This is a genomic window from Bacillus sp. PAMC28748 (genome assembly GCF_014250415.1).
Classification (GTDB): domain Bacteria; phylum Bacillota; class Bacilli; order Bacillales; family Bacillaceae; genus Bacillus; species Bacillus licheniformis.
In genome coordinates, this window is the sequence record NZ_CP060192.1 from 3224438 (window position 1) to 3240931 (window position 16494).

13 protein-coding genes are annotated in these 16494 nt (G+C 44.5%); 5 read left to right on the top strand and 8 right to left on the bottom strand.

Features of this window, described 5'->3' with window-relative positions; genetic code table 11:
• Positions 1–183: 183 nt before the first annotated feature.
• The 4 genes from H7F26_RS16630 (at position 184) to H7F26_RS16645 (ending at position 5658) form a co-directional block, all read left to right on the top strand.
• Positions 184–1791, top strand: coding sequence for a xylulokinase (locus H7F26_RS16630; RefSeq protein WP_003182288.1), 1608 nt, complete (start codon positions 184–186; stop codon positions 1789–1791).
• A gap of 13 nt (positions 1792–1804) precedes the next feature.
• Positions 1805–2500: an L-ribulose-5-phosphate 4-epimerase gene (locus tag H7F26_RS16635; RefSeq protein ID WP_003182291.1), complete on the top strand. Its 696-nt coding sequence runs from the start codon at positions 1805–1807 to the stop codon at positions 2498–2500.
• A 55-nt stretch (positions 2501–2555) separates the two neighbouring features.
• Entirely contained in the window at positions 2556–3980 is a 1425-nt protein-coding gene (gene araA / locus H7F26_RS16640) for an L-arabinose isomerase (RefSeq protein WP_003182293.1), read from the top strand.
• 283 nt (positions 3981–4263) lie between these two features.
• Positions 4264–5658: a sugar porter family MFS transporter gene (locus tag H7F26_RS16645; RefSeq protein WP_003182294.1), complete on the top strand. Its 1395-nt coding sequence runs from the start codon at positions 4264–4266 to the stop codon at positions 5656–5658.
• A 570-nt stretch (positions 5659–6228) separates the two neighbouring features.
• Here the strand turns inward: H7F26_RS16645 and H7F26_RS16650 are convergent.
• The 3 genes from H7F26_RS16650 to H7F26_RS16655 all read right to left on the bottom strand — a co-directional run bounded on the left by H7F26_RS16650 (position 6229) and on the right by H7F26_RS16655 (position 7833).
• Positions 6229–7011, bottom strand: a complete 783-nt coding sequence (locus H7F26_RS16650) for a (S)-acetoin forming diacetyl reductase (RefSeq protein WP_003182295.1) — start codon at positions 7009–7011, stop codon at positions 6229–6231.
• Positions 7012–7334: 323 nt separating this feature from the next.
• Positions 7335–7460, bottom strand: a complete 126-nt coding sequence (locus H7F26_RS22065; RefSeq protein WP_003182297.1) for a hypothetical protein — start codon at positions 7458–7460, stop codon at positions 7335–7337.
• 28 nt (positions 7461–7488) lie between these two features.
• Complete coding sequence (locus tag H7F26_RS16655) at positions 7489–7833, bottom strand: hypothetical protein (RefSeq protein ID WP_003182299.1); 345 nt, start codon at positions 7831–7833, stop codon at positions 7489–7491.
• Positions 7834–8160: 327 nt separating this feature from the next.
• On the opposite strand from H7F26_RS16655, the gene H7F26_RS16660 reads away from it, so the two are divergent.
• Positions 8161–9573, top strand: coding sequence for an alanine/glycine:cation symporter family protein (locus H7F26_RS16660; RefSeq protein ID WP_003182301.1), 1413 nt, complete (start codon positions 8161–8163; stop codon positions 9571–9573).
• Positions 9574–9617: 44 nt separating this feature from the next.
• On the opposite strand, the gene H7F26_RS16665 is transcribed toward H7F26_RS16660, so the two are convergent.
• The 5 genes from H7F26_RS16665 to H7F26_RS16685 form a co-directional block, all read right to left on the bottom strand.
• Positions 9618–9962, bottom strand: coding sequence for a hypothetical protein (locus H7F26_RS16665; protein ID WP_003182304.1), 345 nt, complete (start codon positions 9960–9962; stop codon positions 9618–9620).
• A gap of 112 nt (positions 9963–10074) precedes the next feature.
• Positions 10075–10761: a respiratory nitrate reductase subunit gamma gene (gene narI, locus H7F26_RS16670; RefSeq protein ID WP_003182307.1), complete on the bottom strand. Its 687-nt coding sequence runs from the start codon at positions 10759–10761 to the stop codon at positions 10075–10077.
• The gene (gene narJ / locus H7F26_RS16675; RefSeq protein ID WP_003182309.1) at positions 10758–11300 is read right to left on the bottom strand and encodes a nitrate reductase molybdenum cofactor assembly chaperone; all 543 of its coding nucleotides are present in this window, start codon (positions 11298–11300) and stop codon (positions 10758–10760) included. Before narJ ends, narI begins: the two co-directional genes overlap by 4 nt.
• A gap of 18 nt (positions 11301–11318) precedes the next feature.
• Positions 11319–12788: a nitrate reductase subunit beta gene (narH, locus tag H7F26_RS16680; protein WP_003182311.1), complete on the bottom strand. Its 1470-nt coding sequence runs from the start codon at positions 12786–12788 to the stop codon at positions 11319–11321.
• Positions 12778–16464, bottom strand: a complete 3687-nt coding sequence (locus H7F26_RS16685) for a nitrate reductase subunit alpha (protein ID WP_003182313.1) — start codon at positions 16462–16464, stop codon at positions 12778–12780. Before H7F26_RS16685 ends, narH begins: the two co-directional genes overlap by 11 nt.
• Positions 16465–16494: the final 30 nt, after the last annotated feature.

Here is a 16494-nt window from a genome sequence, read left to right on the forward strand (position 1 = left end):
TTTTATTATAAACATTAAGAGAAAAATAACAGAAAATATCGTTGTGATATTTATATGAACATATTATATTCTAGATTGACATATGTACGTACAAAAAATATACTAAGGTTGTAATAAAGTTAAGCGGAAAGGAAAATGCCTTCTTTCGAATTATAATGAAATCGCTATCAGAGGGGGGATTACGTGAAAGCGAATCGAGTAAACATCAAGCAAGCCATAACTGAGGGAGAAACATCACTTGGAATTGAATTCGGATCCACACGTATTAAAGCAGTGTTGATTGATAGCAGTTTTGAAACAATCGCATCTGGAAGCTATGAGTGGGAAAACCTCTTGGAAGATGGATTTTGGACGTACAACTTGGTAGATATTATCACTGGATTGCAAACAGCTTATAGTGAAATGAAGAATGAAGTTGAACGAAATTATGGCATCACCATTCGCAAAATCGGTTCTATTGGAATTTCTGCAATGATGCATGGGTATATGGCTTTTGACAAAACAGGGGAGCTGCTTGTTCCGTTTCGAACTTGGCGTAACTCAACAACCGGTGCTGCAGCAAAAGAATTAACTGATCAATTTCAATTCAATATCCCCGAACGGTGGAGTATTGCTCACCTTTATCAAGCGATATTAAATGAAGAGAAGCATTTGCCTCGCATTGACTATATCACCACCTTAGCCGGGTACATTCACTGGTTACTGACTGGTAATAAAGCAATTGGCATTGGAGATGCTTCGGGCATGTTCCCGATTGATGAATCAACGCAAAATTACAATGAATCGATGGTCAAGCAGTTTGATGAACTGATTTCGAACAAAGGCTACCCTTGGAAGCTGAAGGATATTCTTCCTAAAGTTTATATTTCAGGCGAGCAGGCTGGTGAATTAACCGAAATTGGTGCAAAAATTCTGGATCAGTCAAAAAATTTACAACCAGGCATTCCAATTTGTCCACCGGAAGGCGATGCTGGAACAGGAATGGTTGCTACGAATAGTGTGAGGAAACGCACTGGAAACATTTCGGTGGGAACTTCAGTTTTTGCCATGATTGTATTAGAAAAAGAACTTTCAAAAGTATATCCAGAAATTGATTTGGTCACAACGCCAAACGGCAGTCCGGTTGGAATGGTTCATGCGAATAACTGCTCAAGCGATATTAATGCTTGGCTAGGATTGTTTCGTGAATTTTTTGAAGCAATGGGACAAAAGATTGAAACGAATAAATTATTCGAAGTGATGTTAAATAAAGCTTTGGAAGCTGACTCAGATGGCGGCGGTTTGCTAAGCTACGGCTATTTCTCCGGTGAAAATATTACGGGATTAGAAAAAGGCCGGCCATTATTTGTCCGCTCACCAGAGAGTCGTTTCAATTTAGCAAACTTCATGCGGACACACCTTTTTACAGCCTTTGCTGCTTTGAAAATCGGAATGGATATTTTGACCAAAGAGGAAAAAATTGAAATCGATAGCATTTTAGCTCACGGCGGTTTATTCAAAACCCCTCTTGTCGGACAAAAAATTGTTGCAGCTGCAATGAATACGCCGGTATCAGTTATGGAAACAGCCGGAGAAGGCGGTGCGTGGGGAATGGCTATTCTTGCTTCTTACATGATGAACAAAGGTCAAGAAGAGAGCTTAGAAGACTTCCTCGACAAAAAAGTCTTTGAAGAGGATGCCGGGCAGGAAATTTACCCTGATCAATTAGATGTAGAAGGATTTGAAGCATTTATCGAACGGTACAAAAAAGGTTTAATGATTGAGCAGGCCGCTGTAGACCATTTGATTTAATGGAGGGATTGACGTGCTAGAACAACTGAAAGAAGAAGTATTACAAGCGAATTTGGACCTGCCTAAATACGGACTCGTGAAATACACATGGGGAAATGCAAGTGCCATTGACCGTGAAACAGGTCTATTCGTTATCAAACCGAGCGGTGTTGATTATGAAACGATGAAAGCTAGTGATATGGTGGTTGTTGATTTAGATGGCAATGTTGTTGAAGGAGAGCTGAGGCCTTCATCAGATACAGCGACTCACGCAGTGCTTTATAAGCGCTACCCTGAAATTGGAGGAATTGTACACACTCATTCAACTTGGGCGACAATCTGGGCTCAAGCAGGCCTTGATGTTCCAGCGATGGGGACCACTCATGCAGACACATTCTATGGTTCCGTACCATGTGCCCGTTACTTGACACAAGAGGAGATTGATCGCGGTTACGAAGCAGAAACAGGTCATGTGATTATCGAAACATTTGAGGAGCGAGGGTTAGATATTTTAGCTGTTCCCGGTGTCTTACTTCACGGTCATGGTCCATTTACTTGGGGCAAAGATGTAAAATCAGCCGTATTGAATAGTGTGGTGTTGGAGGAAGTTGCGAAAATGAATTTATTTACAAGAGAATTAAATCTTTTTGCAAAAGAATTACCACAACGTATTTTAGATAAACATTACTTACGAAAACACGGTAAAAATGCTTATTATGGTCAAAAGTAATGTCAATTCTATCAAACTATCAATTATCCCATCAATTTAAGAAAAGAGGGTTATTATGTTAACAACAGGGAAAAAAGAATTTTGGTTTGTCGTAGGTTCACAGCATCTTTATGGGGAAGAAACGTTAGCGGAAGTCAGAGCGCACGCGCAAGCCATGACCGATGCATTAAATGAAAGCGCTGTTTTGCCATATCCGCTTGTATTGCAAGATTTGGCTGTTAATGCAGATAAAATCACTAGCATCATGAAAGAAGTAAATTATCGTGACGAAGTCGCCGGTGTTATCACTTGGATGCATACTTTCTCGCCTGCGAAAATGTGGATTCGCGGAACAAAATTATTGCAAAAACCATTACTTCATTTAGCGACACAATTTAATGAAAGTATTCCATGGCCAACGATTGACATGGACTTTATGAACCTCAACCAATCTGCTCATGGCGACCGTGAATACGGTTTTATCAATGCCCGTTTGAAAAAACAAAATAAAGTTGTCGTAGGTTATTGGGAGCGACCTGAAGTGCAACAGCAAATTGCAGAATGGATGGACGTAGCGGTTGCTTATAACGAAAGCTTCAACATCAAGGTCGCTCGGTTTGGTGACAACATGCGTAACGTTGCTGTTACTGAAGGGGATAAGATTGAAGCGCAAATTCAATTTGGCTGGACAGTTGATTACTTTGGCATCGGTGATCTTGTTCAATACGTGAATGCGGTTACAGATGAAGAGATTAATCGTTTGTTTGCAGAATACGCAGACCTTTATGAATTTGATTATGGCACTTACAGTCGGGAAGATTGGGAGAAGAGTGTAAAAGTACAAGCAAGCTATGAAATCGCTATTAAACGTTTCCTTGATGATGGTGGTTACAATGCTTTCACAACTAACTTTGAAGATTTATATGGAATGAAACAGCTTCCGGGTCTTGCCGTCCAACGTTTGATGGCGCAAGGATATGGCTTTGCCGGTGAAGGAGATTGGAAAACTGCAGCGCTCGACCGCTTGCTCAAAGTGATGAGCCGTAACCAATCAACTGGTTTTATGGAAGATTACACATATGAATTGGCTGCCGGTCAAGAATCAATTCTTCAATCGCATATGCTTGAAGTTGACCCATCTTTAGCAAGCAATAAACCAAAAATTATCGTCTCTCCATTAGGTATTGGTGATCGTGAAGACCCGGCACGCCTAGTGTTCGACGGAAAAGCAGGAGATGGCGTGGTTGTTTCAATGGCAGACTTTGGTACGCACTACAAATTGTTGATTAACGAAGTTTCTGCATTTGAACCAACTGTTCCAGCACCAAACCTTCCAGTTGCACGGGTGCTTTGGGAAGTGAAGCCTAACTTCCAAGATGGAGTGAAAGCATGGCTTGAGAATGGCGGCGGCCACCATACAGTTGTTTCATTGAATTTAACAACAGACCAAATGATCACTTATGCAAAGCTCGTTGACTTGGAATATGTAGTGATTAAGTAATGCCTCTAACCTCCGAGGAGGTGCTGCTTCCTTGGAGGTGAAAATAGGCATCAGTTTTCAAAATATTTATGATTTTGTAAGCGTTATCGCGACATTCAGTAAAAATTGAAAGCGTTTAAAAATAGGCGAATAAAACCATGAGATTTAGGGAGAAATCCCACCAAATAATATCCTGGCATGTATTTGCGGCTTGAAAGCGCTTTTATTATTTCTTAAAAAGCCTTCAATATTTTTGCAGTGGATTTTTACACAATTTAATTTCAACCTTGAGGAGGAAACTTTAATGGTTAATGAAAAGAAAATCTCAAGTGGCTTCATTTACTTTTTTGGGGCTTTTGCGGGCATTCTTTTCGGTTATGATATCGGCGTTATGACGGGTGCTTTGCCTTTTCTGCAAAATGATTGGAACCTTCAAGACAACGCCGGGGTTATTGGATGGATTACCTCTTCGGTAATGTTAGGCGCTATTTTTGGAGGCGCCCTTGCCGGACAACTTTCTGATCGTTTGGGACGGCGCAAAATGATTTTAATTTCCGCTATCATTTTTGTTGTTGGATCCATTTTGTCAGGAATAGCACCTCATAATGGGATACTATTTTTGATTGTTTCTCGGGTTTTATTGGGATTGGCCGTTGGTGCCGCTTCTGCATTGGTCCCAGCCTATATGTCGGAAATGGCGCCTGCACGTTTACGTGGACGGCTGTCAGGAATTAATCAAACAATGATTTGTTCTGGAATGTTGCTTTCTTACATTGTTGATTTTCTATTGAAAGATTTGCCGGAAACAATGGCGTGGCGGTTGATGCTTGGTTTGGCTGCTGTACCTGCTTTGATCTTATATGTTGGAATGCTAAAATTACCCGAATCACCACGTTTTTTAATAAAGAACAATAAACTTGATGAAGCTCGCAAGGTGTTGAGCTATATTCGCTCTAACAAAGGAGAGATTGATTCTGAAATAACGCAAATTCAAGAAACTGCCAGAGAAGAAGCGAAGGCAAATCAAAATGCATCATGGGCTACCCTCTTAAGCAATAAATATCGTTTTTTATTAATTGCTGGTGTGGGTGTTGCTGCTTTTCAACAATTCCAGGGTGCAAACGCAATTTTTTATTACATTCCTTTAATTGTAGAAAAAGCAACAGGAAATGCAGCAAGTTCAGCTTTGATGTGGCCGATTATTCAAGGAGTTATTCTCGTGCTAGGTTCATTAATATTCTTAGTGATTGCTGATAAATTTAATCGCCGTACTTTATTAACAGTAGGCGGAACAATAATGGGGCTGTCCTTTATTTTGCCGGCAATATTGAATATATTAATTCCTAATGCGAATCCGATGATGATGGTTGTCTTTTTGAGTATCTATGTAGCACTTTATTCATTCACATGGGCTCCTTTAACTTGGGTCATAGTTGGAGAAATTTTCCCGCTGGTAATTCGCGGGCGTGCGTCTGGTTTAGCTTCATCATTTAACTGGATTGGTTCTTTCTTGGTTGGATTGCTATTTCCTGTTATGACCGCTTCGATGTCTCAAGAAGCTGTGTTTGCAATCTTCGGTGTGATTTGTTTGCTTGGAGTTGTATTTATCCGGACACGCGTCCCTGAAACTCGAGGTCGCAGTTTAGAGGAAATCGAAAAAAATGGAGAAAATAAACGAGTTGACGGAAAAAGCGCGTAAATAAAACCTATGGAGGCTTGGAGTAGAATTCAAAGAAGATATCTTGGGTGCCGCTTATCGCAGGGGAAATCCTCGCACTAGTGCATTTTGAAACAGGGGTTCAAAAGATCGTAAACATATGGATTTCCTCACGGCGCCTTGCTTGAGGGCGAAGTTGCTCACTTCGGCCTTTTTTTAATTAAAATTAGCCTCTTGTTTGTATCATTTCCGCTCAATTGTCCCGCTTCGTTATATCCTAAATGATGGAGCCGTCCTTCAACAGATAAAGGGACCTGGGCAATCATAAAAAATTGGGAAAACTTCAAGAAGAAGGGCGTTTAGAATGACAATTTGGCAGTAAACGCTAAGTATTGATGCGATTCGAAATTCATGGACGCCACGATTTGCCGATGGGGGAGGAACCAACGGCCTGCGTTCTTTGTTTTTTAAACGTGAACCATAAATCAAGGCGTGGTTGGACGCCGTGGCCGTTTCGTATTACACGGTTTTAAGCCATGCTATATAGCTGATTATTCAATACTAAATATGGAGGGGAAAACTCCTCCCTCCATATAGAATATAATTTTAAAATTAATTAAATACCATTCCGCCATCAATGATAAGAGCTTGACCAGTCATATAATCTGAATCTGGCCCTGCAAGGTAAGAAACGCATGCTGCTACATCTTCCGGCTCGGATAAGCGTTTTAATGCAATATTTTTAGCGAATTGTTCCATGCCCCATTCAAACGGCTTGCCTGCTTCATCAGCGGTTTGCTGTGCAATCCCCATCATCATAGGAGTTTTAACGATACCCGGACAAAAGGCGTTTACAGTAATACCTAATTCAGCTAGATCTTTTGCCGCAGTTTGGGTAATCCCGCGAACAGCGAACTTTGTTCCTCCGTAAACCGCTAAGCCCGGGTTGCCGACTTGGCCGGCTTGAGAAGATGCATTAATGATTTTCCCGCCGTGTCCAAGTTCTTTAAAGGCTTTTACAGCTGCTTGTATTCCCCAATAAGTACCGCCAACGTTAACATCATAGACTTTCCGATAATCTTCATATGTAATGCTTTCAATAGGGGTGGTTGGTCCAAGACCCGCATTATTAATCACCACATCAAGACCGCCAAGACGTTTTACTGTTTCATCGACAGCTTTAAAAACATCATCGCGATCAGCAACATCCACTTTAACCGCAATTGCTTTGCCGTTAAGCTTATTGATGTCCTCAGCAACTTGTGTTGCAGTTTCTACATTATAATCGGCAACTGCAACTGCGAATCCGTCCTCTGCCAATCGTTTGCAGATTGCTTCTCCAATTCCTTGACCGCCGCCAGTAACAAAAGCAATTTTTCCAGATACTTTACTCATATAAACATCTTCTTTCTATAAGTAATTGGTATTTAATTGGTACAGGAATATTATATCTTATATTTGTAGATTTGAAGTAAAGCCGCGGCATTTGTTGAAAATATGTTTAAAATTTTTCGAAAAAATTTAATAGTTTTTGAAAGAGGGAGGAAGAACTGTATGTAAAACTATAAAAGGGATGTTCTGCTATAAAACAGCGATTCAGTCATCGCTAAACGGATGAAGACCAAATGAAAAGGCATGAACCCGCACAATGCCGGATTCATGCCAAACAAACTGCTTCATGAAATTTTATTGTCTAGCTTTTTCAAATCGCTTCAAATTCAGCTGTCCTGGCGATTGAAAAGATCGGTAATCGCGTGCATGAATTCAATTCCTTGAAAAACAAACAGATTGATTGCTGTCAATGAAAATAGTCCAATAATCACCATTCTTATGATAAATAACATGTTAAAACCTCCCGCTTTTTTTGTATGGTTATGGTTTTAAAACATGCGCTTTATCGAAATAAGAAGAGTGATAGAACACCGCGAGCATAAATGCCTTCAGATGCTCTTTCCGCCTGTTCATCATGAACGCTTGACCGGAAGCGGCAGCTAAGATTAAGAGAAGGACGGATTCAGCTCCGAAACCGAGTGAATTCCATAATGATTTCGCCTTTTCTTCACCATATTTTCCGACTGTCAGTTCATGGAGTTCGTCTCCTGAAACAGCGGCTTTTTGCGCATGGTGATTTGCCGGCATCTGGGGCATTGAGAACGAATGAAGGCTCGCAATGACTAAAAAGAATATGGACAGTTGCAGAAACAATGTCTTTTTCATTTGATCTCATCCCCTTAGTATCTCATCATCTTAGCATATTTTATTATATAATAAAAGATGATTATTTTGTGACAGTTTGCAAATAATTATTGACAACATTAGATTTTTCGCAGCGCATTTGAAATGAAAGCGCATTTTTATGTATGAATAAAGATAATACTCTGCTATAATGAGCATTGGGTCTAAAGTAATGATGATGCCATCAGCCTTTACGATTAAAAAACAGAAAATTCTATCTAGTTTTGCTTGCGTCATTATTATGATATAATCCTATCATGTTAGAAAACTTAACATCAAAACAAAATTCGTTTGTTTCAGGAGGGTGCTATGGAAGAAATTTTAAGCGAAATCATCAATGTCCCGAGCGGTTTTATTTGGACTTATTTAGTCTATATATTAATAGGAATAGGCCTGTTCTTTACGTTTAAATTGAAATTCGTTCAATTCCGCTATTTCTTCGAGATGTTTCGTATCGTCGGACAAAAAGAGGAGAAAGGAAAAGGCGTCTCGTCTTTGCAGGCATTCTTTATTTCCGCCGCTTCCCGTGTCGGAACGGGTAACCTGACCGGTGTGGCGCTTGCTGTTGCAACAGGCGGACCGGGAGCGGTCTTTTGGATGTGGGTCGTCGCGCTTGTCGGAATGGCTTCAAGCTTTGTGGAAAGTACGCTGGCTCAAGTCTACAAGGTCAAAGACGGCGATCATTTCAGAGGAGGCCCTGCTTATTACATGGAAAAAGCGCTGGGCGCCAGATGGATGGGGATTATCTTTGCCGTTTTAATTACAATTACATTCGGCTTGATTTTTAATGCGGTTCAAGCCAACACGATCGTCGGTTCGATGCAAGGGGCTTTCAACCTGGATAAAACAGTGGTAGGCATCATCCTTGCTGCAATCACCGGATTTATCATTTTCGGCGGATTGAAACGCGTTGTGACAGTTTCGCAGTTGATCGTTCCGGTCATGGCGATCATTTATCTTGGACTTGCTTTATTTGTCGTGCTGACGAATATTTCTCAAATACCGGCCGTTTTCGCGATGATTGTGAAGGATGCTTTCGGGATCGAGCAGATTGCAGGGGGTACGCTCGGCAGCATCATTATTATCGGTGCGAAGCGCGGTTTGTTTTCAAACGAAGCCGGAATGGGAAGCGCGCCGAACGCAGCAGCGACTGCCAATGTCTCTCACCCCGCGAAGCAAGGCTTTATCCAAACGCTTGGCGTATTCTTTGATACGATGGTCATCTGCAGTGCAACAGCCTTTATGATCCTGCTGTTCAATCTGACGCCTGGCAAAGAGCTTGACGGCATTCAAATTACACAAGCAGCCATGCAGCATCACATTGGAAGCTGGGCGCCTGCATTTGTCGCAGTGGCGATTTTTCTGTTCGCTTTCAGTTCAATCGTCGGAAACTACTATTATGGTGAGACGAACATTGAATTTATTAAAAAGAGCAAGACGGCGCTTGCTGTTTACCGTACAGCCGTTGTAGCAATGGTGATCTTCGGATCTGTATCCGGTTTCCAGCTTGTGTGGGACATGGCGGATTTATTTATGGGATTAATGGCGATCATTAACCTGATTGCGATTCTGCTTCTTTCCGGAATTGCTGCGAAAGTGCTGAAAGACTATACTGAACAGCGCAAAGCAGGAAAGAACCCCGTCTTTAAGGCAAGCTCGATTCCAGGTCTGAAAAATACAGAGGCTTGGGAAGACGAGAAGGAAACATTGCAATCGAAATAAACCATATTAAAAAAGGCGTCCTTGGGGGCGCCTTTTTCTTATTTTTACTGACAGCTGAAAGAAGTGATCTCGTTCAGGTCAATACCGAAGTAAACCCAGCGGAATTGACGCGGCCTCCAGCGGTAGCCCGCAATCGAACGACGGCCGACGAAAACCGGGTAGAACCAAAAACGGCTGCCGTTTCTCAAGCGGATGAACGTGTATCTGAACAGGCATCTTCTGATTCCGCCAGGATCAACGGCAAATACCGAAGGGCCGGAGTCTTGCGGAAATTGGCTCGGCGGCGGGGGGAGCAGCTGCTGTTGCTGCTGTCCTCCTGCTCCCGGAGGCGGCCCCGGCGGAAATTGCTGGCGATACGGATCATATAGTGAAGGATCGTATGGATACAATAAAAACGCTCCTTTCTGATGGTTTGCTTTATCGTATGATTGATTGGTAATATGGGTAGCTTGCCTATGGAGAAAAAAATCCCTAAAGCCGTTTTAGCTTTAGGGAAAATGTTTACATGCTTTTGCGGGGCGCCCGTTTCCGGTAAACAACATAGCTTCTTGTCAAATATTTTAGCGGCATGCTGAATACGTGGACGAGCCGAGTGAACGGCCAGACGATGAAAATGACGTAGCCCATGATGATGTGAAGCTTAAACCAGAGGGGCACGCTCGCCATAAGCCCGGCATCCGGCTTGAATAAGAAAATGTTGCGAAACCACGGGCCGATTGTTGTCCTGTAGTCGAATCCTTTTGAATCGATGTTTAAGAAGGTTGCCGCAAGCCCAGTGGTCATCACGAATAACAAAGCGACAAGGGTGATTAAATCGCCGGCAGAGCTCGTTTTTCGAATCCGTTTGTCCGTGAATCGGCGGTAGGTCAATATGAGAAGCCCTGACAGCGCGGCGATGCCTGCAGGCAGTCCGAAGCCGATCGCGATCTTATGGTACATATGCTCTGAAACGCCGAGCGCCTCATAAAGGCTTTCCGGAATTAAAATTCCCATCACATGTCCGCCGATGACAAAAAAGATTCCCCAGTGGAAAAGGCTGCTGCCAAGCGCAAGTTTTTTCTTTTCGAGCATCTCGCTAGATTTGGCCGTCCAGCCAAATTGATCATGTTGATAGCGGTATATATGCCCTCCGATAAAAATGGTGATGACAATGTAGGGGAGGATGACCCACAGTATTTGTTCGATCATGGCTGTACATTCCTTTCAACACCAATTTCCTCTAAGATCAGCATTAATCCGTCCAATAACGGTGTATAGATGCTTTCATTCTCTGAAAGCTGCGATCTCAATTCTTCCAGGTTTGCTGCGTATTTTTGGAAAACAGCAGCAGCTTTTTCTTGATCCGCAACTGCGGCAAATTCAAGCATGAGCGGCAGATAATCCGGCAGCTCTTTATCTGTCGGCTGAAAACCGGACTGCTGATACAGATCTTTCAGCTGCAGCAATTCAATACCGCGCTCCCTTTGTTCGCCGGAGTTGAAATAGGTGACATAAAGGTTTGTTTTTTTGCCGAAATCAAACGTATATACGTATGTTTCAATCAATTCCTCAGACGAATAGGAAGCCGCGCTTTCCAAGAAGGCAAGCAGATGTCCTTTCAGCGCTTCATGCTCGATTTCGCCGATGATCTGCTGCCATTCGGAACGTTCTTTTCTCCACTCTTCATCAGGGTAGGAGAGGAGGTAAGAAAGAGCGGCAAAAACGGTTTGTTTGTCTGTTCCATCCATGAAGCTTCCCTCCAGTGTTTATATGTTTTGGCAAGAGCCGGGTCCTCCGGCAAACGATAATCCGCAGCTTCCTTGTTCCATGTATAGATCCGCGACTTCTTCCCGATGGGTTTGAGGAATGACGAACCGGTCATCGTATTTGGCGATTGCAAGCAGACGGTACATGTCTTCAATCTGCTCTTCAGTCAATCCGGTATCTTGAATCAGAGATGAATCGATCTGTTTGTTCGTTTGGGTCGCCCGCATGTGCATACGCATCACAGACATTTTCTTTAATGTCGTTCTAATATGGTGTGTATCACCGGCAGTCAGCAAATTGGCCAAATATTCGATCGGAATCCGCATTTCATCAATAGCAGGGAAGATATCTTCAGCTGATTGGGCTGTTCCTTTTCCTTCAAACATATTCATAATCGGACTGAGCGGAGGAATATACCATACCATCGGCAATGTCCGGTATTCAGGATGCAGCGGCAGAGCGATTTTCCAATCGATGATCATTTTGTAGATCGGAGATTTTTGCGCTGCTTCAATCCACTCCAGCGGAATGCCTTGAGCTTTTGCTTCTTCTGCAACAGCGGGATCATTCGGGTCAAGGAAAATCTCCAGCTGTGAGTGATACAAATCTTTTTCATTTTCGGCTGAAGCCGCTTCTTCGACTTTATCTGCGTCATAAAGCATGACTCCGAGATAGCGGATTCTGCCGACGCATGTCTCAGAGCAGATTGTCGGCAGTCCTGCTTCAAGACGAGGGAAGCACAATGTGCATTTTTCCGCCTTGTTAGTCTGCCAGTTGAAATACACTTTTTTATAAGGACATGATGATACACAGTGTCTCCATGAGCGGCACGCATTTTGATCGACGAGAACGATGCCGTCTTCTTCGCGTTTGTACATCGCTCCCGACGGACAGGAGGAGACGCAGGAAGGATTGATGCAGTGTTCGCATATCCTTGGCAGATACATCATAAAGACGTCTTCAAATTCGGTTTTGATGGATTCTTCCATTTTTTTGACGTTTGGATCTTGGAGGCCTGTAATGTGGCCGCCGGCAAGATCGTCTTCCCAGTTCGGACCCCATTCAAGGTTCATGAAGTCTCCCGTAATGGAAGACTTCGGCCTTGCAACAGGCTGATGTTTTTTCTCCGGACTGTTTGTCAGCGTTTCATAATCATAGTTCCAAGGTTCATAGTAGTCATCGATCGTCGGCTGATACGGGTTGTAGAATAAATTCATGAGCCGCGTTGCTTTGGCGCCTGATTTAAGCTGGAGCTTGCCTTTTTTCAGCTCCCAGCCGCCTTTGTATTTATCCTGGTTCTCCCATTGTTTAGGGTAGCCGATGCCCGGTTTTGTTTCGACGTTGTTGAAGTACATATATTCTGCACCGGAACGGTTTGTCCAAGTGTTTTTGCATGTGACGCTGCATGTATGGCAGCCGATGCATTTGTCAAGGTTCATTACCATTCCGATTTGCGCTTTAATCTTCAAGCCAATCGACCTCCTTCAATTTTCTGATCACGACATTGAGGTCGCGCTGATTTCCTGTCGGCCCGTAGTAGTTGAATCCGTAGCTGAGCTGTCCGTAGCCTCCGATCATCTGCGTCGGCTTGACATGGATGCGGGTCGGGCTGTTATGGGTTCCTCCGCGGTTATTCGTCAGCTTTGTTCCCGGCACGTTGATATGTCTGTCTTGGGCATGGTGCATAAACGCCATTCCCTTTGGAATCCGGTGTGATGTCACGGCCCGTGCGACGACGACACCGTTTCGGTTGAAGCACTCGATCCAGTCGTTGTCCTGAATGTCGGTTTCTTCGGCATCGTCTTTATTCATCCAGACTGTCGGCCCGCCTCTGAAAAGGGTAAGCATCGGCAGGGAATCAAAATACATGCTGTGAACCGACCATTTATTATGCGGCGTTAAGTAGTTTAAAACGATTTCTTTTCCTTCCTGATCCGGACGCTTGTTCAAGAAAGGGCGGTGGATCAGGATCGGCTTGAATGTCGCCATGTTTTCGCCGAATTCTGTCATCATTTCATGATCAAGGTAAAAAGACTGTCTGCCGGTCAGCGTTCTCCACGGAATCAGTTTTTCAACGTTTGTCGTAAACGGAGAATAGCGTCGTCCGCCTTTTTCAGAACCGCTGAAAGCAGGGGAGGTGATCACCGTTTTCGGCTGAGCTGAAATTTGCTCAAATGTGAAGCATTCCTCTTCCCGTTCTTCAGCTAAATCTTTCAACTCAAGATTCGTAATTTTTTCAAGCGATTCCCACGCTTTAACGGCTACTTTCCCGTTTGAAGTGGAAGAGAGAGTCAATACCGCTTCAGCAGCTTGTCTAGCATCACTGATGTCGGGACAGCCCTTGGCGATCGTGTCGTCTTTTACGACGCCGAGCGTTTTTTTGAGAGAATTATATTCCGCTTCAACAGACCAGTTCATTCCTTTCGTACCAAACGGCTGTTTGACAACATTCGGCCCAAGCGATGTCATCTTATTGAAAATCTGCTTATAATCCCGCTCCACAACGTGAATTTGCGGCATTGTTTTGCCTGGTACGGCAGGGCAGTCGCCTTTGCTCCAATCTTTGATTTTCCCGAGCGGCTGCGCCATTTCTTGTGGAGTGTCATGGAGAAGAGGAGTCGCAACAGCCTCTTTGACAGGTTCCATATCCACTTCTTCAGCCAGATCGGAAACCGCTTTTGCCAGTGCTTTAAAAATATCCCAATCAGACTTTGCTTCCCACGGCGCGCTGATTGCCGGATTAAACGGGTGGATGAACGGATGCATATCCGTGCTGCTGAGATCGTGTTTTTCGTACCAGGTGGCCGCAGGGAGCACGATGTCTGAATAAAGGGCTGTTCCCGCCATCCGGAAATCGAGATTGATCAGTAAATCGAGTTTGCCTTCAGGCGCTTTGTCACGCCAAGTGATTTCTTCCGGACGGATGCTGTCCTGATCATCGTTCATCAGTCCGTTTGTCGTGCCGAGCAAGTGTTTCAGAAAATATTCATGGCCTTTGCCGGAGCTTGAGATTAAATTGGCTCTCCAGACAAATAGATTTCTCGGGAAGTTCTTTTCATTGTCAGGATCTTCAATCGAAAACTTGAGCTTTTTCTCCTCGAGCTGTCTGGCAATATAGATTCCGACTTGCTGAGCGTTCTCAGCGCCCGCTTTTTCTGCTTCTTTATACAAGTCGATGCCGTTTTTCTCAAACGTCGGATACGATGGAAGCCAGCCGAGTCTCGCCGCCAGCACATTGTAATCGGCATGGTGCTTGTAGCGCGATGTTTTTGCGATTGGTGAAGCGAGCCCGCTGATTTCCTGATCTTCATAGCGCCACTGGTCGGTGGCGAAGTAGAAAAATGATGTGCCGTTTTGCAGTTTGGCAGGGCCTCCCCAGTCCTTGGCCATCGCGATCGTCTGCCATCCTTCGGCCGGCCGGAGTTTTTCCTGGCCGACATAGTGAGCCCAGCCTCCTCCGTTAACTCCTTGGGCTCCGACGAGAAGCACAAGGTTCAGTACAGCTCTGTAAATGGTGTCTGAATTGAACCAATGGTTAATTCCGGCGCCGACAATGATCATCGAGCGGCCCTCTGTGTCAATCGCATTTTGCGCGAATTCCCTCGCGATCTTGATCACCATTTCACTTTTAATGCCAGTAATCGGCTCTTGCCAAGCCGGTGTAAACGGTTCAGGATCATCAAATGATGCCGGCGTCTGTCCGCCGATTCCGCGGTTGACGCCATAGTTGGCGAGAGTCAGGTCGAAAACGGTGGAAACAAAGACTTCCTCGCCGTTCAAGATGACTTTTTTGATCGGAAGCGGTCTTTCAAGCACTTTATTGCCGTCATGTGAGAAATACGGGATGTTGACCGTGCCGATCATATCTTCGTATCCAAGCATGGAAAGCCGAGGTGTGATCGGTTTTTCTGAATCCTCATCAACCATGCGCAGGTTCCATTTTCCTTTGCCGTCCCAGCGGGAGCCCATCGTGCCCTGCGGAATCGCAAATCCATCTGTGTCTTCGTCCCAAACGGCAGGCTTCCACTCATCGTGCTCTGTCGCGCGCCCGATATCTTTAGCATGGAGGAAGCGGCCTGCTGTGAACGTTCCGTTTTCCTCTTTCAAAGTCACCAAAAACGGGAAATCGGTATATTGTTTTGCATAATCAATAAAACGTTCCGTTTTCTGGTTGACATAAAAGTCTTGCAGAATAACGTGGCCCATCGCCATGGCCAGTGCGCCGTCCGTGCCTTGTTTGATGCTCAGCCAATCATCGGAAAACTTTGAGGACTCGGCAAAGTCCGGGCTGATCGAAATCACTTTTGCTCCTTTATAGCGGGCTTCGGCTAAAAAGTGAGCGTCAGGCGTTCTGGTAAGCGGGACATTAGAGCCCCATGTCATGATGTAGCCAGAATTGTACCAGTCGCTGCTTTCCGGAACGTCGGTTTGATCTCCCCAAATTTGCGGTGAAGCAGGAGGGAGGTCGGCATACCAGTCATAGAAGCTCAGCATCGGCCCGCCGATCAGGGACATAAAGCGTGATCCTGCTGCATGGCTGAGCATCGACATGGCTGGAATCGGCGAAAAGCCGACATTGCGGTCAGGGCCGTATTTGGCAATGGTATACAGAAGGGAAGCCGAAATCAGCTTCAGGACTTCGCTCCATTCGGCGCGGACAAATCCGCCTTTTCCGCGCGCCTGTTTATAGGCTTTCGCTTTTTCAGGGTTTTCGACAATTGATTTCCATGCTTCAAGCGGATTTTTGCTGCTGTTTAGCGCCTCGCGCCACATCTGGATCAGCACACCGCGTACATACGGGTATTTCACGCGGAGCGGGCTGTATATATACCAGGAAAAGCTGGCTCCCCGCGGACAGCCGCGCGGTTCAAAGTCCGGCATATCAGGGCCTGTCGAAGGGTAATCAAGCCGCTGCCCTTCCCATGTGACGATCCCGTTTTTGACGTAGATATTCCAGCTGCAGGATCCTGTACAGTTCACCCCATGGGTAGAGCGAACCACTTTATCATGCTGCCATCTATTTCTGTATACATCTTCCCAATCCCGGTCTTCATAAGTGGTTTGGCTGTGTTGATTGGAATGGCGTTCAATAGGGGAGAAATAATTTAATCTCCTGAAAATGGGACTCTTTTTCTTTTTTTTCATTGCTGGTTCACTCCTTCTGAGTCAGTGATG